Consider the following 19203-nt stretch of genomic DNA (forward strand, 5'->3'; position numbering starts at 1 on the left):
TGGCCCGGTGAGCGGGCCGGGAGCGGTGTGAGCACTCGGGTGCTGTCAGTCGACTTCGAGGGTGAGCAGATCCGGCGTCTGAGGCCGGAAGTCGCTGCTCGGCGCATCCAGATAGAACAGGGCGGTACTGGCGATGTCGTCGCTGGTGTGGCGGTAGCGGTGCGGCAGGCCGTTGCCCTGTCCGGGGCCGATGCCCAGGCTCTGCACCGTGATGCGCAGGTCCTCGGAGAAATGGATGGGGTCGAGGACGTGCCAGCGGTACATCCCGAACCGCTGCTGGCTGGCGTAGAGACCGTCGGGGCGCAGGATCTGGTTCAGTCCGAGGTACGGCGTGGTGTAGGCCGTGTAGCCCTGGCCGGGGACGTCGAAGTTCCAGGCGCCGCCGAAGTAGTCCTCGGTGCCGGTGCCGCAGATCGTCGGGTACTCGTCGTCCCCGTCGAGGTAGAACTTCAGCTCTCCCTCACCCCACCAGCCCGGGCTGTTGACACCCCACGCCAGGTAGGTGCCGACGTAGCTGCCGGAGCCGGTGACACCGTCGAGCAGGGTGTGCACCTCGCCGAAGGGGACGGGGTGGCTGCGGCGCCACTGCGCGTGGAAGTACGTGGCGTCCTCGGGGACCTCACCCAGCTCGTAGTCGACCTGGTAGTAGAGGGTGACCTGCTCGGCGGAGAGGTTCTCCAGGGTGATGCGGGCGGCGCGGCGGAACGGCATCGGCCAGTAGGCGTTGAACCCGCCGTTCGGGTTGGCCGCGACCGGCACCGAGGAGACCTGGCTGAACTTGTTCCAGCCGTTGCAGAAGAAGTCGCCCAGCGGCACCTCCACCGCGGGGTCCTGTTCGCCCTCCCAGTACACGCGGAGCAGGGTGGACCGCCAGGCGGCGTGCGGGGCCGTGGTGCACCACAGGTGGCGGATGGTGCCCGGACCCTCGATGTCCGCGAGGGTCGCGGTCTCGCCGGCCGCGATGTCGATGCTCGGTGAGATCTTCCAGCCGGGGCCGAGCCGGGAGGCCGCCACCGCTCCGGTTCCCTCGGTGGCCCTGCCACCGCCCGACTTGGCGCCGGTGAGGTTCTCGGCGCTGCTGGAGCGGCTGACTGCACGCGCCTTGCGGGCCAGGCCGTCGAGTCCAAAAGTCGTCATGATTCTTCTGCTCTCACGGGGTGAGGTACGGGTGTGGCAGTCCGCGCCTCGACGCTGCCGGCCGGGGCGCGGGTAAGGATCAAAGCGTCGCACCGACGTTTGAAATCCATTTCACGGCAACGTAAGGAGAGGCCGAGGGCAAGTCAAGGCATCTGTCGCAGAATCCGGCGCCACAGAAGGGATACGTGACGAAGCCTTGACGTTGAAATCGATTTCTGCAAGCGTTCGCGCATGCTTCGCAACGCAGTCATCGGTGTGGACATCGGCACTTCCAGCAGCAAGGGCGTCCTGGTCGGGCTCGACGGCACGCTGCTGCGGTCCGCCGTGCGGGAGCACACTCCCGCACGGCCGGGCCCCGGTCACTTCGAGATGGACGCCTCCTTGTGGTGGCGTGAATTCACGCAGCTGTCACGGGAGCTGACCGCGGCGGCGGACGCGACGGTCGTCGCCGTCGGCGTGAGCGGCATGGGCCCGTGCGTCCTGCTCACCGACGAGCACGACGAACCACTGCGTCCCGCCATCCTCTACGGCGTCGACACCCGGTCGGTCCAGCAGATCGAGCGCTTGGAGCGCGAGTTGGGCGCCGAGGAGGTCCTTGGCCGCTGCGGCTCGGCACTGACCAGCCAGGCCGCCGGACCGAAGATCACCTGGATCGCGGAGAACGAACCCGAGGTCTACGAGCGGGCCCGCCGCCTGTACATGCCGAGCTCCTGGCTGGCGCGGAAGCTGACGGGCACCTATCTGCTCGACCACCACTCCGCCAGCCAGTGCACACCGCTGTACGACACCACCGCCCAGGACTGGTACACGCCCTGGGCCGACCGGGTCGCCCCGGGCATCGAACTCCCGCCGCTGGCCTGGTCGAACGCCTGCGCCGGCACCGTCACCGAGGAGGCCGCCCGGGAAGCGAACCTCCCCGCGGGCATCCCGGTCACCGTCGGCACCATCGACGCATGGGCCGAGGCACTCAGCGTGGGCGCCCAGAACACCGGCGACCTGATGCTGATGTACGGCACGACCATGTTCCTGATCCACACCGTGCCGACGCCACTCACCAGTCCGTCGCTGTGGGGCACCGTCGGCGCACTGCCCGGCACCCGCAACCTGGCCGGCGGCATGGCCACCTCCGGCGCCGTGACCAACTGGCTGCGCGATCTGTTCGGCGGCACCGACCACCCCGAACTGCTGAGCCTCGCGGAGGCGGCCGGCCCCGGCGCCAACGGCCTGCTGGTGCTGCCGTACTTCTCCGGCGAGCGCACACCCGTCATGGACCCCAGGGCGCGCGGTGTGATCGCCGGGCTCACCCTGTCCCACACACGCGGCGACCTCTACCGGGCGGCGCTGGAGGCGACCGGCTTCGGCGTCCGGCACAACATCGAGGCCCTTCAGGCCTCGGGCGGCGACATCCGCCGGGTCGTGGCCGTCGGCGGCGGCACGCAGGGCCCGCTGTGGACCCAGATCGTCTCCGACATCACCGGCCGGCCGCAGGAACTGCGCGCCACGTCCATCGGCGCCAGCTACGGCGGCGCTCTGCTCGCCGCACAGTTCGTCGCCGACGTGTCGATCGACGACTGGAACCCGGTGCGGCGAACCGTACAGCCCCGGGCCGAACACACCGAACGCTACGACGAGTTGTACGCCCTCTACCGCCGGCTCTACGCGGACACCGCGGAGGTGGTCCACACGCTGGCGGAGCACCAGGACCGCTGACCACACCCCACCCCCGTGACACCCAGGGAGAAACCCACCGTATGAGCACCCCCTACGCCCTCCCCGTCCAGCACCCGGCGCCCGTCGCGGAGCCCGGCGTCGTCTACACCGTGGCCAGCGGCGATCTGCGTCCCAGCGCCAACGTCACCTGCTGGCCCACCCAGGAGAAGCTGGAGAACGACCTGGCCGCCGCCCTCACGGACCTCGGCCGGCAGGTCCGTCGAGGACACCCGTACGACCCCGACAAGGGGCACGGCTTCATAGACAGCCAGCGCGCCGGTATCGAGGTGTTCAAGAACATCCCCAAGGACGCGCCGCTCATCGTCGTCGAGGGCGTGTGGCAGTACAGCCACCACGTCCTCGCGGGTCTGCGCAGCCACCGTGGACCGATCCTCGTCGTAGCCAACTGGAACGGCGAATTCCCGGGCCTGGTGGGCCTGCTGGGCCTGGCCGGCAGCCTCACCAAGGCGGGCATCGCGTACTCGGTGCTGTGGAGCGTCGACTTCACCGACGACTGGGCCCGCGACGGACTGCGCACCTGGCTGGAGACCGGCGTGCTCGTCCATGACACGAGTCACGTCCGGCCTCTGCCGCCGCTGCCCAAGGACCCCGAGACCGAGCTGGGCGTGGCCCTCGCCCGTCAGCTGCGCGAGGAGAAGGCGGTGATCGGCGTCTTCGACGAGGGCTGCATGGGCATGTACAACGCCATCATCGACGACGAGTTCCTCAACCCGCTCGGCATCTACAAGGAGCGTCTGTCGCAGAGCACGCTCGTCGCCGAGATGAACAAGGTCTCCGACGAGGAGGCCCAGGCGGTGCGCGCCTGGCTCGACCACGCCGGCATGACGTTCCACACCGGCACCGACGAGGCCACCGAACTCACCGACGTACAGCTGCTCAGCCAGTTCAAGATGTACATCGCCGCGCTGCGCATCGCCGACGACTTCGGCCTCGACGCGGTCGGCATCCAGTACCAGCAGGGCCTGAAGGACACCGTCCCGGCCAGCGACCTCGCCGAGGGACTGCTCAACAACGTCCAGCGCCCGCCGGTACGCAGCCGCGACGGCGCCCGCGAGCTCTACCCCGGTGCGCCGCTGCCGCACTTCAACGAGGTGGACGAGGGCGTCGCCGTCGACTCCCTGGTCACCAACCGGATCTGGACGGCGATGGGCCTCGACCCGGCCACGACGCTGCACGACATCCGCTGGGGCGAGCAGTACGAGGGGCGCTTCGTCTGGGTGTGGGAGATCTCCGGCTCGGTGCCCGCCTCCCACAACGGCGGCTACGACAAGTCGTACAGCATGCGCCAGCCCCCGATGTACTTCCCGCTCGGCGGCGGCACCCTCAGCGGCGTCTCCAAGCCGGGCGAGATCGTCTGGTCGCGGGTGTTCCTGATGGACGGCCGGCTCCACGTCGACCTCGGCCGCGCCACATCGGTCGAGCTGCCCGAGGAGGAGACCCGGCGCCGGCTGGACGCCACCACCCCCCAGTGGCCGATCATGCACGCCGCCCTGCACGGCGTCAGCCGTGACCAGTTCATGGCCCGCCACCGCGCCAACCACCTCAACGTGGCCTACGCGCCCGACGCGGCCACAGCCGACAGGGCGCTGCACGCCAAGGCCGCCCTCTTCGCCGAACTGGGCGTCGAGGTCCACCTGTGCGGAGACGTACAGCTGTAGGGCCACATCCCCCTGAACCCCGGCGGGCGGGTCCCCCCGTTCCCCGCCCGCCGGATGGCTCACGTCACTCGCCGGTCGTCGAAGGACGACACGGCGGCCAAGCCGCGACCCGGACATCGTCCGTTTCGCCACCGCGAGTGAGTTCATCGCTCCCACGCCCAGCAGGTCAGCCGCAGTCGGCGGATCACCGGCCGGTCTCCGGCCCGGGGGCGACGGCGGGGAGTGCGGTTGGGCGTGCCGTCGGGCTGCACGCCGATGTATACGCCGTGACTGATCCGGTCGAGAGTGCCGCGCAGCCATGCGCGGTCCTTCTCCGTCGCATGCTCCAGCCGTATCCGCCTCGCCTGCAGGGGCACCATCCGCATGCCGCTCAGGCGTCCGGTGTCCGCCTCCACCGAGGCGGGGCAGCCGAGCCGGAGGTCGTCCCTGTACGCTCGGGTGTGTATGCCTGCTCGCGGCCCTGTTCCAGGGTGACGACCGGGGGCGTTTCCGCGTAGGACACGCGCAGCTCGCTCGCCGCGTGCCGGGCCCGCTCCCAGGTGTCGGCGACGACGATCGCGATGTGCTGACCCGCGTAGTGGACGGTGTCGTCCTGCATCGGGAAGAAGGTCTGCCCGGGGGCGGCGGTGCCTGCCAGGGAGGGGATCAGCGGTGGCTGCTCCGCGATCCTCGGCAGGTTCCGGTGGGTGAGGACGGCGAGCACGCCCTCCTCCGCCTGGGCGGCGCTCGCGTCGATGTCGGTGACGCGCCCGCCGGCGATGCGGGAGCCGACCACACAGGCGTAGGCCATGCCGGGGATCGGGATCTCCGCGGAGTAGCGGGCGCTGCCGGTGACCTTGGGGCGGCCGTCGACGCGGTCGAGGGGCTGTCCGATTGCCGGTGCGGTCGTCATTCCGGGCTCCCGCTTCCGTCGGCGGTGAGGGTTGCGAGGGCGCGTACGATCGCGCGCTGCGCGAGTTCCACCTTGAAGGCGTTCATGGAGGTGGGCCGGGCTTCGGCCAGTTCGGCGCGGGCCGCCATCGCGAAGTTGTCCCGTACCGCGGCAGCGCCGATCAGGAAGTCCTCCACCCGGCGGGCCCGCCATGGCTTGGTGGCCACGCCTCCGAGGGCCACCCGCACATCCGCGACGGTGCCGTCCACGACGGACACCGCGGCGGCCACCGAGGCGAGCGCGAACTCGTAACTCTCCCGGTCCCGGACCTTCAGGTAGAGCGAGTGGCGCGCCACGGGTGTCGCGGGCACCTCGATGTCGGTGATCAGCTCGCCGTGCTCCATCGGATGCTCGCGGTGCGGGGAGTCGCCGGGCAGGAGGAAGAAGTCGTCGAACGCGTACGTTCGTTCGCCGCCGGGGCCCAGCGTGTGCACCCGCGCGTCGAGGGACATCAGCGCCACGGCCACGTCCGAGGGGTGGGTGGCGATGCAGTGCTCGCTGGTGCCCAGGATCGCGTGACCGCGGTTGAACCCCTCGATGGCCGAGCAGCCGGTGCCGGGCTCGCGTTTGTTGCAGGGCGACTCCGCCTCCCGGTAGGAGGAGCACCGCACTCGTTGCAGGAGGTTTCCGCCCATGGACGCCATGTGCCGCAGCTGCGCGGAGGCGCCGAGCTCCAGGGCCTGGCAGATCACGGGGAAGCGCTCGCGCACCGTGGGCGCGGCGGCGACCTCGCTCATCCGGGCCAGGGATCCGATGCGCAGGCCGCCCTCCGGGGTGGCTTCGATGCGCGTCAGGGGAAGGTCGTTGATGTCGACGAGCCGCCGTGGGTGCAGGACGTTCTGGCGGAGCAGATCGATCTCGGTGGTGCCGCCGGCCAGGAAGTCGCTGGTGGGATCGGCGCTGACCGCGGCGATCGCCGTCGCGGTGTCGGTGGCTCGCGAGTAGGTGATCGGCCGCACGGCAAGGCTCCCTAGGCTCCGTCGCGGACGGCGCGGATCGCGGCCCGTATGTGGGGGTAGGCGGCGCAGCGGCAGATGTTGCCGCTCATCCACTCCTTGATCTCGGCGTCGTCGCCCGCATGGCCCTCCTTGAGCAGCGCCACGGCCGACATGATCTGGCCCGGAGTGCAGTAGCCGCACTGGAAGGCGTCCTCGGCGATGAACGCCTGTTGCATGGCGTGCAGTTCATCGCCCTCCGCCAGTCCCTCGACGGTGGTCACCTCACGTCCCTCGCAGGTCATGGCGAGCGTGAGGCAGGACAGCACCCGGTTGCCGTCCACCCACACCGTGCAGGCGCCGCACGTGCCCTGGTCGCAGCCCTTCTTCGCGCCGGTCAGATGCAGATGTTCGCGCAGCGCGTCGAGCAGGCTGACGCGTGGCTCGATTTCCACGGAGTACTGGACACCGTTGACCGACAGCCTGACCCCGACCGGCCGGGACCTCGCTCCTCGAGGATGTGCCCACGTTCGGTGCGGTTCTGACCGCGTACAGACATGGGTCACCTCCAGGAAGAGACCTTTTCATCCTCATACAGGCAGATATGTGCTGCAACCGTAGGGTTCCGCTGTGACCGACCGTGCGCCGGCATCCCGTGAGGCGTGACCGTGACCGCTTCCGGACGAAGTCGCGAACAGCGTGCGGGGCCGGGGAGTTCAGATGACCTGGTCGGCGCGCAGCGCGTCGATGTCGGCCGCGGTGTAGCCCAGTTCGGCCAGGATCCGGTCGGTGTGCTCGCCCGCCGCGGGGACGGCGTCCATACGCGCGGTCGTACCGGCGAGATCGACCGGCGGCAGCAGGGCCGGTACTCGGGTTCCGCCGGGGAGCGGGATGTCCCGCCAGCGGTCCCGGGCGCTGAGCACCGGGTGCGCCAGGAACTCCTCGACGTCGTTGACTTCGGAGTTGGCGATGCCCGCCTCGTCCAGGAGCTTCCTCACTTCGCCGCTGCCGGACTCCCGGAAGCGTTCGGCCACGATCGCGTTCAGCTCGGTGCGATGGGCCACCCGTGCGGAGCCGGTGGCGAAGCGAGGATCGTCGACGAGGTCGGGCCGCCTGAGGAACTGCTCGCAGAGAGCGGCCCATTCGCGTTCGTTCTGGATGGAGAACAGGACCTCCTTGCCGTCGGCCGCGGTGTAGGTGCCGTACGGGGCGATCGTGGCGTGCTGGGTGCCGAGACGTGGGGGCTGGGTGCCGCCGTGCCGGGTGTAGTAGGCGGGCTGGCCCATCCACTCGGCCAGCGCCTCGAACAGGGAGACCTCCACGGCCCGTGCCACGCCCGTGGTCGCGCGGGTGAACAGCGCGGTGAGGATGCCCGAGTAGGCGTACATCCCGGCGGCGATGTCGGCGACGGAGATCCCCGCCCGAGCGGATCCGTGCTCGTTGCCGGTCAGCGACACCAGGCCCGTCTGGCACTGCATGAGCAGGTCGTACGCCTTCCGGTCGGCCCAGGGTCCGGTGGAGCCGTAGCCGGTGACGGAGCACGGGATCAGGGACGGGAAGCGCTCGGCGAGGGCCTCCGCACCCAGGCCCGCCCTGGCGGCCGCGCCGGGCGCGAGGTTCTGCACGAACACGTCCGCCCCGCCGAGGAGTTGGTCCAGCACCCGCCTCCCCCGGTCCGACTTCAGGTCGAGGGACAGGGACTCCTTGGAGCGGTTGAGCCACACGAAATAGCTGGACTCGCCGTGCACGGTGGTGTCGTACCGGCGGGCGAAGTCGCCGCCGCCCGGGCGCTCCACCTTGATCACCCGGGCGCCGAGGTCGGCGAGCTGACGGGTGGCGAACGGGGCGGCCACCGCCTGCTCGACGCTGACGACGGTGATGCCGGACAGCGGCAGGTCTGCGGGGTGCTCGGTCATACGGCGGCCTCCAGGAGCGGGTGTGCCCCGACGGTATTACCCGCCCCGGCTCACGCGTAGCACCGCGTCACGCTCTGCAGTACGCACACCGGCCTCTGCGATGGATCTGGCGGCCTGCTCGGCGACGGCCTCGTCCACGTCGTTGACGACGACGGACGCACCCGCGGCGGCCAGGGCGTGTGCGTAGGCCGGGCCACCTTGTGATCAGGCAGCTGTCGCCGCTGTCCGGCTGCCCCGGTCGGCAGCGGCGACCATGAAGGAAAGAAGACCCTCCCATGGAAGGAGCAGCGATCGTGAGTCGGATCCTGGTGACCGGTTCCGCGGACGGCCTGGGACGTGCCGCGGCGGATTCACTGTTGTCCGCAGGCCACGACGTGGTGGTGCACGCCCGGAACCAGGAGCGCGCAGCGGATCTCGACGCGCTGGTCGGCCGTGGGGCACACCTCGTGATGGGCGACTTCACGGAACGTGACGCCGTACGGCGTATCGCCGCCGAGCTGAACGACGCGAAGCCGCTCGACGCGGTCATCCACAACGCCGGTGTGTGGAGCGGACCCGCGGTCATGCCGGTCAACATCATCGCTCCGTACCTCCTCACGGCCCTGCTCCGCGGGCCACGCCGACTGGTGTACCTCAGCAGCAGCTCGCATTTCGGTGGCCGCCCTTCGCTCACCGGTGTCGACTGGCAGGGCAGGAGCGCAGGTTCGTACTCCGACAGCAAGCTGTTCGTCACGACGCTCGCGGCTGCCGTGGCTCGCCTGCGCCCCGGGGTTCTGAGCAACGCCGTGGATCCGGGCTGGGTGCCGACCAGGATGGGCGGACCCGACGCACCGGACGACCTCGAGCTCGGCCATCGGACGCAGGAATGGCTCGCGTCGAGCGACGAACCCCAGGCCCTGACGACCGGCGGGTACTGGTACCACCACCAGCGCCTGGAGCCGCACCGCGCAGTGCACGACGAGGTGTTTCAGGGCCAGCTGCTGGAGGCGCTGGCCGAGGAGACAGGAACCGCGCTGTGAGGGGTCATTGGGCGACGTAGCCGCCGTCGACGGGAAGGGCGACGCCGACGACGAAGCCCGCTCCGGGGCTGCACAGCCACAGTACGGCCTGAGCGATTTCCTCCGCGGTCCCGAGCCGGTTGATGGGTTGGCCGGCCTCGGCCACGGCACGGTCGAGCTCGCCCATGGCGATCATGTCGGTGACCATGGGGGTGTCGATGGTGCCGGGGCAGATGGCGTTGATGCGGATGTTGCGCGGAGCGTATTCCAGGGCGGCGCTGGTGGTCAGGCCGATCACTCCGTGTTTGGTGGCGTGGTAGGAGGCGCGGCCGGGGAGGCCGACGAGACCGCCGAGTGAGGAGCAGTTGACGATGGCGCCGCTGCCCTGGGCACGCATGTGCCGCAGCTCGTGCTTCATGGCGGCCCAGACACCCCGGAGGTTGATGGCGTTGACGCGGTCGAACCGCTCGAAGGGTTCGTCGGCGGCGTCGCTGGGCGGTATCTGGATGCCGGCGTTGTTGTAGGCCATGTCGAGGCGGCCGAAGGTCTCGACGGTTCGGTCTACCGCGGCGGCGACCTGGTCCTCGTCGCTGACGTCGCAGGTGAGGGCGAGGACCTGGTGGCCGGCGTCGGTGAGGGCCTTGACGGCCACGTTCAGGGCGGCTTCGTCGACGTCGGTGAGGGCGACCGCGGCACCGGACTCGGCGAAGGCGCGGGCGGTCGCCAGGCCCATGCCGGAGCCGGCTCCGGTGACGAAGGCGACCTGGCCGGAGAAGTCGTAGGCGGGGTTCATGGCGTGCTCTCCCACCGAGGACTGATGTGTGGGCCGACTGGGCATGCGCTCGCTCGTCACCTGCTGTCCGGCCGGCGAGCAGGTCGAGGGGTTACATGGCGTTTTCGATGGTGACGGGGACCTCGTCCGCGGCAGCCAGCTGCTCAGTGGCGCTTTCGGGTATGCGGCCCAGGATGATCAGTCCGTCGGAGTAGGGAAAGTCACGGTAGAAGACGGCCAGGTTGCCCCAGGGCGCGTAGTAGGCGAGGTCGCCGGCACGCGGGGTGGCTCCCTCCGGAGCACCGGAAGTGGACAAGCGGCGGGGCAGGTCGGCGATCTTCTCGGTCTGGTGGAAGTCCGTGAGGGTCAGATCGAGGGGAAGCTGGTCGGCGAAGTCCCGGGCGGCGGCGCTGTCGTTCAGGGTGGCGTCGACGGGAGTGCCGTTGATCGTGAGACGGATGTTCACAGCAGTTCTGCCTGAGGGTGTGGTCGGTGCGGGGCTTGCCGTCGTCCGCTCCGGTGCGGTCGGTGCGGAGTCCGCCGTCGTCCGCTGCGATGTCGTCGGAGAGGAGGACGAGTCCTGCGTGCAGGCGGTCAGGGAAAGCAGGAGCGCGGCGGTTACGGCGGTACGGCTCGGGGTGGGAAGGGCGGCCGGCATCACGGGGCGTCCAGGGGTTCAGTCGGGCAGGGGCTCGGAACAGTGGCGGAAGCCGTCCCGCTTGTGGTGGATGTCGTACGGGCGCTGAGCCAGGGCCTCGGGGCTGCTGTGTTCGGGGTTGGCCGTACGGTGCTGGCGCCGTTGACGAACTGGCCCGGCTCGACCGAGGTGACCTCGCTGCCGACCTCCTCGACGATGCCGACGTACTCGTGGCCCATCGGCTGCGGCTGGGTGATGGTGTCCGTGCCGCGGTAGGCCCACAGGTCCGAGCCGCACACGCAGGTGACGACGGTCCGAACGACCGCATCGGCCGGTTTGATGATCTTCGGGTCGTCGCGCTCCTCGAAACGGATGTCGCCGGCGGCGTGAAGGCTGCTCCGCGCATGAGGGTGCTTCTTTCCGTGCGAGCGGTTCTGGCAGACAGCCCCGAACGCGACTGCACCATGTGCTTCGTTCCGGGCCGTTCGCTGTCGAGGCTCACACGCGGACGCAGGGGGGAAAAGCGGATAAATCCATCCTGGGAAAGAAACATCCTGGGAGAAAACTCTCCCCCCTTCCCGGGGTGCGAGCGATGCCATGCTGGGGAACATGACCAGCAATGTCCCCTTCGATGAGCTGGGAGAATTCCTCAGGAAACGGCGCTCGGAGCTGAGCCCGCGTGCGGTCGGGCTGCCGGAGACCGGTGGGCCCCGCCGGGTCGCCGGGCTGCGCCGTGAGGAGGTCGCTCAGCTCGCCTCCATCAGCACCGACTACTACACCCGACTCGAACAAGGGCGCATTCAGGCCTCCGCACCCGTCCTGGACGCCCTCGCCCGCGTACTCCACCTGGACGATGACGAGCGGGGCTATCTCTTCCAGCTCGCGGGCAAGACCACTCCGCGCACGCGACGCCGGGGCCGGCAGCAGGTCCAGCCGCAGCTGCAGCGCGTCCTGGACGACCTCACCGCCACTCCCGCCCTCGTGCAGGGCCGGCGCGGGGACATCCTGGCCTGGAACGCGCTGGCCGCCGCGCTGGTCACCGACTTCTCCCGTATCCCGGAGAAGCACCGCAACTACCCGCGGATCATCTTCACGGATCCGGCGATGCGCACCCTGTACGCCGACTGGGAGGCGTCGGCGCAGATCGCCGTGGCGCAAATCCGGATGGAGGCCGCCCAGTATCCCGAGGACCCCCGTCTGATCGAGCTGGTCGGTGAACTGTCCACGCATGACAAGCAGTTCGCCAAGTGGTGGGGCGACCACAAGGTCGCCGCCCGCACCGTGGGCACCAAGACCCTCAACCACCCGGTCGTCGGCGAACTCGTCCTCGACTGGGACACCCTCACCGCCAACACCGACCCCGACCAGCATCTGACCGTCTGGACCGCCGCCCCGGGCTCCCCCACCCACGAACGGCTGCGCATCCTCGCCTCCTGGGCCACCGACCAGAACCTCCAGGCCTCCTCCTCCCTCGCCTGACGGAGGCGCGGGGGATCACGCGAGGTTCTTGGTGAAGAACTCCTCCGGGCAGGACATGGTCCTAGTGCTTTCTTCCGAGGCCCATTGCGCCAAGAGACCGATTCCCGCCCGCCCGGACGACAATAGTGTGAGCCGCATGAGCGATGCAGCGCACAAGACCTCCCACGAGCGCGCGGTGGACATCGTCCGGGGCTACACGGACCGTGACGCCCTCGTAGTCGAAGAAGCGCTGGCCGGTCTGGACGCAGGCAGCTGGATAGAGGTGTACACCGTCCTGAGTGGGCTGTTGCGCTCCACCATCAGCCTCATGGAGCTGACCGACAAGCGGTGGAAGGTGGGCGACCTGGTCCGGCATGCCGACGAAATCGCCGCCGCAGCCCCGCCCCACTACGAGTTCGCCGTTGCCGAGGCAACGCGGGCTTGGGCCCGCGGAGACCAGCCGGCGATGCGCGCGTTGTCGGACCCGGACCTCCCCGGGGCCGTGCACATGACGGCCGTAGGCGTCGCCGTTCTGGGTCTGGGGCTGTGGGGCAGGACCGGGTTCCTCGACGTTCTCGAGGAGTTCGGCGAGACCGTCACCGCGCTCGTGAACGATCGGCCTTCCGGCGTCTGACCACTCGATCCGCGGCGTCCGGAATCAGACTCTCGTCGGCTTCGTCGTCGATGCCATCTGCCTGCGAAGCCGGCGAGACCCCTTGCCTCCTGCCGCATGGCCGACCGCTCACAGAGGCGGAGTATTTCGCACCATGAACTTCCAGAAGCCGCTGTCCGCCCTGTTCCCCGGAACGTCAGGCCGGCTCCTCACCGCCCTCGTCGAGCACCACACCGCCGACGCCGCCAGGACGCTGACGCTCGACGAACTGTCCAAGGACGCCGCAGTGACCGCCACCCAGCTCGAAGCGGCGCTCTTCCGCCTCGGCCTGCTCGGCCTCATCGCCCCCAGGCGCAAAGGAGAGGCCGTACATCTCGTCTCAGGCCACATCGCGTGGGGCGCTCTGCATCAGCTGCGCGACCTGCGTGGCCGCGTCATCGACGCGGTCCGCGAGCAGGCGGAAACCCACCTCCACCCCGCGCCGGACTACCTCGCGCTGAACGGCGCCGTCATCGAAGGAACGGCATCACATCCTGCGGACGTACTGGAGCTGATCGTCGTTCCGCCGGCAACTGCCCCGGCCGACTGGGAACGTGGCGTCGGTGCCCTGGTCACGAAGTTGTCCCGGGACCTGGGCAACGTCGTCGTCCACCGCGGCGCCCATGACGCCCAGGAGGCGGAGGCCATGGGCGGGAAGAACGCCGTGCGCCTCCTGCCCCTGTGAGGGCAACAAGGAGAGGGTGATGCCCTGTCACCCTCTCATGTGCGCTGTGGTTCGTCGCCTCCGGTCACCCGCCGTACCAGGTCCACCCAGGTGGTCTGCAGACGTGCGGTGGTGATCCGGCACTCGTTGCGCAGGTAGTCCATGGTCTCGAAGGCCGTGAAAGCGAGCATGGTGTGGGCGAGCATGTCGTGATCGCCCACCACTCCCGCTTCCCGCAGAAGGGACGCGATGTGCTGGTGGAAGGCCTGGCCGACGTCCGAGGCATGGCGCCGTTCGCAGGGGACGTGGCGTGCCAGCGCGGCACCCAGGTCCGCCTCGTCGGTGATGCGCTCGATCAGGGCACAGCCGAACGCCGTCAGCCGGTCTCTCGCCGGTGCTCCCGGCCCCAGCGGAGGGGGACCGGAGGTGTACGCCTCATGGAATTCCGCCTCGGCATCGTCCAGCAAGGCCAGCAGGAGGCCGGTGCGGTCGCCGAACCGGCGGAAGAGCGTGCCCTTTCCCACCCCGGCCGCCTGCGCGACCTCGTGCATCGTCACATGGTCTGCTCCCCCGTTCGGCCACCAGCCGATCGGCCGCCTCCATCAGCCGGGCGCGGTTGCGGGCGGCGTCGGCCCGCTCCGCGGCGGCCTCGTCCGGCGCCTGCCTCACCGTTCACCCCGCGGTACGACGCGTGCGTACACGCATCCGTCCTCGATCTGCACCGGGTACACAGGGACGGGACGTGTCGCCGGCGGGTCGAGGGGGTGTCCGGTGCGCAGGTCGAACCGGGAGGCGTGCAGCCAGCACTCGACCGTGCACCCGTCCACCTCACCCTCGGAGAGCGAGACGGCACTGTGCGAGCACATGTCGTGGATGGCGAACACCTCTTGCTCGGCCAGGACGAGGGAGACCGGAACGCCCTCCACCTCGAACCGTCGGGGGACGCCCTCCTCCAACACGTCGAACTTGCACAGGTACGTGTAGCCGCTGCTGGGCATTGCTCTCCTCCGGTACATCCACGACACGAGGGGCATCCGCTCCAGGGGTGCATCGGGCAGGCCGCGCGGGCAGGCCGGGAGCTACGCGCGTGTGATCGTGGCTGACCGCCAACGCTAGCGACGCACCCCGGGACTGAAACCCGCCCCCAGCCCGAACCGGCCTCGGCACATGGACCTAAGACGCTGCGGATTCCTCGAGTCCGGGCCTCTCGCCGGCCGAAACCGGTGTGCGACCGGTCGCCGAACGGATCGGCGTGGGTGTCGGCCGGTGGATCGGACCCGCGCCCTGTGAGAGGGGCAGGCCGCTTCCGTGGTGGGCGGACGCGATGATCTCGGCCGTGATGGAGATGGCCGTCTCCTCGGGTGTACGAGCGCCGAGGTCGAGACCGATCGGGGAGCGCAGGCGGTCCAACTGCCTTTCTGCCACTCCTTGTTCCCGCAGGCACCGCAGACGCTCCTCGTGGGTGCGCCGCGATCCCATGGCACCGATGTAGCCGACAGGCAGCTCGAGCGCGAGGCGCAGCAGGGGAATGTCGAACTTGGCGTCGTGGGTGAGGACGCAGACGGTGGTACGGGCGTCCACGGTGGTGCGTTCCAGGTAGCGGTGGGGCCAGTCGACGACCACCTCGTCCGCGTGCGGGAAGCGGGCTCGCGTGGCGAAGACCGGGCGGGCGTCGCACACGGTGACGTCGTAGCCGAGGAACTTTCCGGCCTGGCTGAGGGACGCCGCGAAATCCACGGCGCCGAAGATCAGCATGCGCGGACGGGAAGCGTGGACGTGGAACAGGACGGACAGCCGCTCCGGGCAGCTGTCGGCGTCTCCGCCCAGCTCGATGCGGGCGGTACGTCCGGCGCGCAGCTGGGCGACCGCCTGTGCGGCCACCGCGCGGTCCGTCTCGGCGCCGTCCAAAGTGCCGTGGGAGGCGACGCCGTCGCCGAGGACGCTCAGGGTGACACCGAGGAGATCGTCGGGACCGTCGACCACCTGGGCCACGGCCGTGGGCTTGCCCTGGACCATGTCCTCCAGGGCGGCGCCGATCTGCGGCTCGGTTGTGGGGTCGATGCGTCGGACGAGTACGTCGAGTTCGCCGCCGCAGGTCAGGCCGACGGCGAAGGCGTCGTCGTCCGAGTATCCGAACCAGGCGCGCTGCGGGGCGGCACGGTCGCGGAGCACCTGCCGGCACAGCTCGTAGACCGCGCCCTCGACGCAGCCGCCGGAGATGCTGCCGACCGCGTCGCCGTCTTCGTCGACCGCGACCGAGGTACCCACCGGCAGGGGTGCGCTGCCGCGGACGTCGACGACGGTGGCCAGGGCGAAGGGGCGGGCTTCGCGGCACCAACGGTGCAGTGTGTCCGCGATGTTCAGCATGAACGGGTCCTTCGTGGAAGGGATGACGTGGGCGGGCCGCCGCCGCACCCGACGGGGAGCGGGTCGGCGGCGGCCCTGGAGAGTCCGGCAGCCGGACGGGGGGACCGATCGCCGGACGAGGAAGGAGCGCCCCGGGCCGGAGCCGCTTCTTGGCGGCCCGGGGCGCTCTTCTCAGATCAACGCCTCTGCCGTGATGGGCAGTTCGCGGACCCGTCGGCCGGTGGCGTTGAAGACCGCGTTGGCGATCGCGGGGGCCACGCCCACGAGGACGACCTCGCCGAGTCCCTTGACGCCGAGCGGGTCGGCCTCAGGGTCCTCGCCGTCCAGGTAGATCGCCTTGACGTCGGGGACGTCGGCGTTGACGGGGACGAGGTAGTCGGCCAGGTTGGCGTTCACGATCCGGCCGTCGCGGTGGTCGGTGACCGTGTGCTCCAGCAGCGCCTGGCCGATGCCGCCCACCATGCCGCCGATCGCCTGGCTCTCGGCGAGCTTGGGGCTGATGATGCGGCCCGCGTCGTACACGCCGAGCATCCGCCGGACCCGCACCAGCCCGAGTGCCGCATCGACGGCGACTTCGGCGAAGGTGGCGTTGTAGGCGTGGACGGAGTGCCGCTCGGTACCGGACGGGCCGGTGTAGGAGCCGCGTGCTTCGAGGTGGGAGCGGTTGTTGCGGGCCAGCAGGCTGCGGTACGTCTCACCGCGCGCCGGGTTGCTCTTCACCTGCAACCGGCCGTTGCGGACGACGACATCGTCGGCGGCCACCCCGTACAGCGGTGACTCCCGGTCCTCGACCGCCAGCTGGATCGCCTGCTGCCGTACCTTGTTGCAGCCGTCGAGGACGGCGGAGCCGACGCTGGCCATGGTCATCGAGCCGCCGTGCGGCGGGGTCGGCGGGTAGAGCGAGTCGCCGAGCCGGAAGGTGACCGTGCGCATGGTCAGCCCGAGCGCGTCGGCGGCCACCTGGGTCTGGGAGGTGTAGGTGCCCGGTCCCATGTCGCTGGCCGCGGCCTCGACCAGCGCGGTGCCGTCGGCGTCCAGCCGCACCCGGGACTGGGCCTCCATGTTCCCCGAGTGGTAGACACCCGCGGCCATGCCCATCCCGATCAGCCAGTCCCCCTCGCGCCGGGAACGCGGCCGGGACGAGCGACGGTGCCAGCCGAACTCCCGGGCGCCGACCGTGTAGCACTCCCGCAGCCGTCGGGTGGAGAACGGCAGGCCGTTGGACTCGTCCTCGGACGGTTCGTTGCGCCGGCGCAGCTCGATCGGGTCGACGCCGAGCCTGTGCGCGAGTTCGTCCATGGCCGACTCGATGACGAACGATCCCGTGGCGAAGCCGGGCCCGCGCATCCAGATCGGAGTGTTCACGTCCAGGGGCACCGTCCGGTACGCCTGGCTCACGTGCGGCATGCTGTAGAGCATCTGCCCCGGCGCCCCGGTGGCCTCGGTGAACGTCTCGTACGAGGAGGTCTCGGCGTCCATCTCATGGACCGCGGCGGTCAGCCGGCCGCGCCGGTCGCTGCCCAGCCGCAGACGGTACTCGTAGGACGGCCGGAAGCCGGTACCGAAGTACATCTGCCTGCGGCTCAGCACCAGCTTGACCGGGCGGCCCGTCTCGCGGGCGGCCACCGCGGCGGCAACCGTGTGCGGCCAGCAGCGCAGCCCGCTGCCGAAGCCCCCGCCGACGAACGGCGAGATGACACGCACGGAGTCCATGGGCAGGTCGAAGACCATGGAGAGTTCGGTCTGCGTGCCGACCACCCACTGCGTCTTGTCCCACACGGTCAGCTTGTTGCCGTCCCAGCGTGCGATGGTGGCGTGCGGCTCCATCGGATTGTGGTGGTTGCGCGCCAGTCGGTACGTCAGGTCCATCCGTACGGCCGCGGAGCGCAGGCCCGCCTCGGCGTCGCCGCGCGCGTAGTTCGTCGGCTCGTCCGGCGTGGCCTCGCCCATGTCGGTCGAGGGCTGTTCGGCGTCGTAGCGGACCTCGACCAGGCTTGCGCCGTGCTGCGCGGCCTCCAGGGTGGCGGCCACCACGACAGCGACCGGCTGACCGTGGAAGAGCACCCGGTCGTCCTGGAACACGCGGAGCCGCCGGCCGCCGGGCGGGTTGTTCGAGCCGGGGTTGTCGCGGTACGGCAGCCTCGGCGCATTGCGGTGACTGATCACCCGCAGCACACCCCGGTGGGCTTCGGCGGCGCGAGTGTCGATGGACCTGATACGGCCGCGTCCGATGGTCGCGTCGACGATCGCGGCGTGCACCGTCCCGTCGACATCGTGTTCGGCGGCGTACAGCGCCTTGCCGGTGACCTTCAGCCGGCCGTCCACCCGGGACAGCGGCGCACCCACGGCTGCCTGCGGCTGGGGGCTCACTTCGTACCTCCTACGATGCGCAGCTGACGTTCGACGGTCCGCTGGAGCAGCTCGGCCTTGAACCGGTTGTGCCGAAGAGGGCGGGCGCCTTCCGCGGCTCGCGCCGCGGCGGCCTCCCACAGGGACTCCGAGGGACGCTCGCCGACGAGGTGTCGCTCGACCGCCGGCAGCTTCCACGGCACCGTGCCCACACCGCCGGCGGCGACCTTCGCCTCACGGATCACTCCGCCGCGGACGTGCAGCGCGACGGCCGCCGAGGTCAGGGCGAACTCATAGGACTGCCGGTCACGCACCTTCAGATAGCCCGACCGCAGCGGACGCGGAAGAGCGGGGATCTCCACCGCCGTGATCAACTCGCCCTGCCGGACGGCCTGTTCACGATCCGGAGTGTTGCCCGGCCGCAGCAGGAAGTCCGCGAAGGGGACACGCCGCTCCCCGTCCGGCCCCAGCAGGTGCACGGCCGCCTCCAGCGCCGCGAACGCCACGGCCACGTCGGAGGGGTGGGTGGCCACGCAGGACTCGGAGGTGCCGAGGATCGCGTGCGTACGGTTGAAACCCTCCCGCGCGGCACAACCCGAGCCGGGGTCGCGCTTGTTGCAGTCGGCGGTCACATCGCGGAAGTACGTGCAGCGGGTGCGCTGCATGATGTTCCCGCCGATGGTGGCCATGTTCCGCAGCTGGGCCGAGGCGCTCAGCTCCAGCGCCTCGGAGATCACCGGGTACAGGCTGCGCACCTTGCGGTCGGCGGCGGCCTGGGACATAGTCACCAGCGCGCCGATGCGCAGGCCCCCGCCCTCGGTGGCGGTGACCTCACGCAACGGCAGCCCGGTGATGTCGACCAGGGTCTCGGGCCGCTCGACGGTCTCTCGCATCAGGTCGACCAGGGTGGTGCCGCCGGCGATGTAACGGCCGCCCCGGCGGCCGGCGTCGAGGGCCTCGCGGGTGTCGGACGCTTTGGTGAAGGCGAAGGGGTACAT

General features: G+C 70.2%; 19 protein-coding genes and 2 pseudogenes. 6 read left to right on the forward strand and 15 right to left on the reverse strand.

The features are described from left to right. Positions 1 to 45: 45 nt before the first annotated feature. Entirely contained in the window at positions 46 to 1137 is a 1092-nt protein-coding gene (locus tag ACFV7R_RS28405; RefSeq protein ID WP_385268402.1) for a glycoside hydrolase family 172 protein, read from the reverse strand. Positions 1138 to 1368: 231 nt separating this feature from the next. On the opposite strand from ACFV7R_RS28405, the gene ACFV7R_RS28410 reads away from it, so the two are divergent. Beyond that, positions 1369 to 2847 (forward strand): FGGY-family carbohydrate kinase, encoded by a 1479-nt coding sequence (locus tag ACFV7R_RS28410; RefSeq protein WP_385268404.1) that lies wholly within the window; start codon positions 1369 to 1371, stop codon positions 2845 to 2847. Positions 2848 to 2888: 41 nt separating this feature from the next. After that, positions 2889 to 4526 carry a fucose isomerase gene (locus ACFV7R_RS28415; RefSeq protein ID WP_385268406.1) on the forward strand — a complete coding sequence of 546 codons (1638 nt, stop codon included), beginning with the start codon at positions 2889 to 2891 and terminating at the stop codon, positions 4524 to 4526. A gap of 143 nt (positions 4527 to 4669) precedes the next feature. On the opposite strand, the gene ACFV7R_RS28420 is transcribed toward ACFV7R_RS28415, so the two are convergent. The 6 genes and pseudogenes from ACFV7R_RS28420 to ACFV7R_RS28445 form a co-directional block, all read right to left on the reverse strand. Next, entirely contained in the window at positions 4670 to 4891 is a 222-nt protein-coding gene (locus tag ACFV7R_RS28420) for a hypothetical protein (protein WP_385268408.1), read from the reverse strand. Between the two features lie 5 nt (positions 4892 to 4896). Continuing rightward, entirely contained in the window at positions 4897 to 5418 is a 522-nt protein-coding gene (locus tag ACFV7R_RS28425) for a hypothetical protein (RefSeq protein WP_385268410.1), read from the reverse strand. Then, on the reverse strand, positions 5415 to 6416 hold the full coding sequence (locus ACFV7R_RS28430; protein WP_385268412.1) for an FAD binding domain-containing protein: 1002 nt from the start codon (positions 6414 to 6416) through the stop codon (positions 5415 to 5417). The genes ACFV7R_RS28425 and ACFV7R_RS28430 overlap by 4 nt, the downstream gene beginning before the upstream one ends. A gap of 11 nt (positions 6417 to 6427) precedes the next feature. Then, entirely contained in the window at positions 6428 to 6847 is a 420-nt protein-coding gene (locus ACFV7R_RS28435; protein WP_385268414.1) for a (2Fe-2S)-binding protein, read from the reverse strand. 261 nt (positions 6848 to 7108) lie between these two features. Continuing rightward, a complete protein-coding gene (locus ACFV7R_RS28440; protein WP_385268416.1) occupies positions 7109 to 8308 on the reverse strand; it encodes a CaiB/BaiF CoA transferase family protein in 1200 nt (399 codons plus the stop codon). A gap of 81 nt (positions 8309 to 8389) precedes the next feature. Further along, positions 8390 to 8503 (reverse strand): annotated as a pseudogene (locus ACFV7R_RS28445) (3-oxoacyl-ACP reductase); the annotation flags it as partial. A 98-nt stretch (positions 8504 to 8601) separates the two neighbouring features. On the opposite strand from ACFV7R_RS28445, the gene ACFV7R_RS28450 reads away from it, so the two are divergent. After that, positions 8602 to 9327, forward strand: coding sequence for an SDR family NAD(P)-dependent oxidoreductase (locus tag ACFV7R_RS28450; RefSeq protein ID WP_385268418.1), 726 nt, complete (start codon positions 8602 to 8604; stop codon positions 9325 to 9327). Between the two features lie 4 nt (positions 9328 to 9331). Here the strand turns inward: ACFV7R_RS28450 and ACFV7R_RS28455 are convergent, their stop codons facing one another. The 3 genes and pseudogenes from ACFV7R_RS28455 to ACFV7R_RS28465 all read right to left on the reverse strand — a co-directional run. After that, positions 9332 to 10099, reverse strand: coding sequence for an SDR family NAD(P)-dependent oxidoreductase (locus ACFV7R_RS28455; protein WP_385268420.1), 768 nt, complete (start codon positions 10097 to 10099; stop codon positions 9332 to 9334). A gap of 91 nt (positions 10100 to 10190) precedes the next feature. Then, the gene (locus ACFV7R_RS28460) at positions 10191 to 10544 is read right to left on the reverse strand and encodes a cyclophilin-like fold protein (protein WP_385268422.1); all 354 of its coding nucleotides are present in this window, start codon (positions 10542 to 10544) and stop codon (positions 10191 to 10193) included. Between the two features lie 326 nt (positions 10545 to 10870). Then, positions 10871 to 11121, reverse strand: a pseudogene (locus tag ACFV7R_RS28465) (alcohol dehydrogenase catalytic domain-containing protein); the annotation flags it as partial. Between the two features lie 191 nt (positions 11122 to 11312). On the opposite strand from ACFV7R_RS28465, the gene ACFV7R_RS28470 reads away from it, so the two are divergent. From ACFV7R_RS28470 to ACFV7R_RS28480, 3 genes are all read left to right on the forward strand, one after another. Continuing rightward, a complete protein-coding gene (locus ACFV7R_RS28470; protein WP_385268424.1) occupies positions 11313 to 12194 on the forward strand; it encodes a helix-turn-helix transcriptional regulator in 882 nt (293 codons plus the stop codon). A 136-nt stretch (positions 12195 to 12330) separates the two neighbouring features. Continuing rightward, a complete protein-coding gene (locus ACFV7R_RS28475; protein ID WP_385268426.1) occupies positions 12331 to 12807 on the forward strand; it encodes a hypothetical protein in 477 nt (158 codons plus the stop codon). A 133-nt stretch (positions 12808 to 12940) separates the two neighbouring features. After that, positions 12941 to 13510 (forward strand): hypothetical protein, encoded by a 570-nt coding sequence (locus ACFV7R_RS28480; protein ID WP_385268428.1) that lies wholly within the window; start codon positions 12941 to 12943, stop codon positions 13508 to 13510. A 35-nt stretch (positions 13511 to 13545) separates the two neighbouring features. On the opposite strand, the gene ACFV7R_RS28485 is transcribed toward ACFV7R_RS28480, so the two are convergent. The 5 genes from ACFV7R_RS28485 to ACFV7R_RS28505 all read right to left on the reverse strand — a co-directional run bounded on the left by ACFV7R_RS28485 (position 13546) and on the right by ACFV7R_RS28505 (position 19203). Beyond that, a complete protein-coding gene (locus ACFV7R_RS28485; RefSeq protein WP_385268558.1) occupies positions 13546 to 14040 on the reverse strand; it encodes a TetR family transcriptional regulator in 495 nt (164 codons plus the stop codon). A gap of 114 nt (positions 14041 to 14154) precedes the next feature. Further along, a complete protein-coding gene (locus tag ACFV7R_RS28490; protein ID WP_385268430.1) occupies positions 14155 to 14487 on the reverse strand; it encodes a non-heme iron oxygenase ferredoxin subunit in 333 nt (110 codons plus the stop codon). Between the two features lie 175 nt (positions 14488 to 14662). Beyond that, a complete protein-coding gene (locus ACFV7R_RS28495; protein WP_385268432.1) occupies positions 14663 to 15856 on the reverse strand; it encodes an XdhC family protein in 1194 nt (397 codons plus the stop codon). A 171-nt stretch (positions 15857 to 16027) separates the two neighbouring features. After that, on the reverse strand, positions 16028 to 18226 hold the full coding sequence (locus ACFV7R_RS28500) for a xanthine dehydrogenase family protein molybdopterin-binding subunit (protein ID WP_385268434.1): 2199 nt from the start codon (positions 18224 to 18226) through the stop codon (positions 16028 to 16030). After that, entirely contained in the window at positions 18223 to 19203 is a 981-nt protein-coding gene (locus ACFV7R_RS28505) for an FAD binding domain-containing protein (RefSeq protein ID WP_385268436.1), read from the reverse strand. The genes ACFV7R_RS28500 and ACFV7R_RS28505 overlap by 4 nt, the downstream gene beginning before the upstream one ends.

It is taken from the genome of Streptomyces sp. NPDC059866, assembly GCF_042731325.1.
GTDB classification, from domain to species: Bacteria; Actinomycetota; Actinomycetes; order Streptomycetales; family Streptomycetaceae; genus Streptomyces; species Streptomyces flavusporus.

What these genes read in the sequence shown, in the direction of transcription:
- ACFV7R_RS28405 (WP_385268402.1), bottom strand. Translation starts at nt 1,137, where the DNA reads ATGACGACTTTTGGACTCGACGGCCTGGCCCGCAAGGCGCGTGCAGTC.
- ACFV7R_RS28415 (WP_385268406.1), top strand. Translation starts at nt 2,889, where the DNA reads ATGAGCACCCCCTACGCCCTCCCCGTCCAGCACCCGGCGCCCGTCGCG.
- ACFV7R_RS28490 (WP_385268430.1), bottom strand. Translation starts at nt 14,487, where the DNA reads ATGCCCAGCAGCGGCTACACGTACCTGTGCAAGTTCGACGTGTTGGAG.
- ACFV7R_RS28470 (WP_385268424.1), top strand. Translation starts at nt 11,313, where the DNA reads ATGCTGGGGAACATGACCAGCAATGTCCCCTTCGATGAGCTGGGAGAA.
- ACFV7R_RS28485 (WP_385268558.1), bottom strand. Translation starts at nt 14,040, where the DNA reads ATGCACGAGGTCGCGCAGGCGGCCGGGGTGGGAAAGGGCACGCTCTTC.
- ACFV7R_RS28480 (WP_385268428.1), top strand. Translation starts at nt 12,941, where the DNA reads ATGAACTTCCAGAAGCCGCTGTCCGCCCTGTTCCCCGGAACGTCAGGC.
- ACFV7R_RS28475 (WP_385268426.1), top strand. Translation starts at nt 12,331, where the DNA reads ATGAGCGATGCAGCGCACAAGACCTCCCACGAGCGCGCGGTGGACATC.
- ACFV7R_RS28420 (WP_385268408.1), bottom strand. Translation starts at nt 4,891, where the DNA reads ATGCGGATGGTGCCCCTGCAGGCGAGGCGGATACGGCTGGAGCATGCG.
- ACFV7R_RS28425 (WP_385268410.1), bottom strand. Translation starts at nt 5,418, where the DNA reads ATGACGACCGCACCGGCAATCGGACAGCCCCTCGACCGCGTCGACGGC.
- ACFV7R_RS28505 (WP_385268436.1), bottom strand. Translation starts at nt 19,203, where the DNA reads ATGTACCCCTTCGCCTTCACCAAAGCGTCCGACACCCGCGAGGCCCTC.
- ACFV7R_RS28495 (WP_385268432.1), bottom strand. Translation starts at nt 15,856, where the DNA reads ATGCTGAACATCGCGGACACACTGCACCGTTGGTGCCGCGAAGCCCGC.
- ACFV7R_RS28455 (WP_385268420.1), bottom strand. Translation starts at nt 10,099, where the DNA reads ATGAACCCCGCCTACGACTTCTCCGGCCAGGTCGCCTTCGTCACCGGA.
- ACFV7R_RS28440 (WP_385268416.1), bottom strand. Translation starts at nt 8,308, where the DNA reads ATGACCGAGCACCCCGCAGACCTGCCGCTGTCCGGCATCACCGTCGTC.
- ACFV7R_RS28410 (WP_385268404.1), top strand. Translation starts at nt 1,369, where the DNA reads ATGCTTCGCAACGCAGTCATCGGTGTGGACATCGGCACTTCCAGCAGC.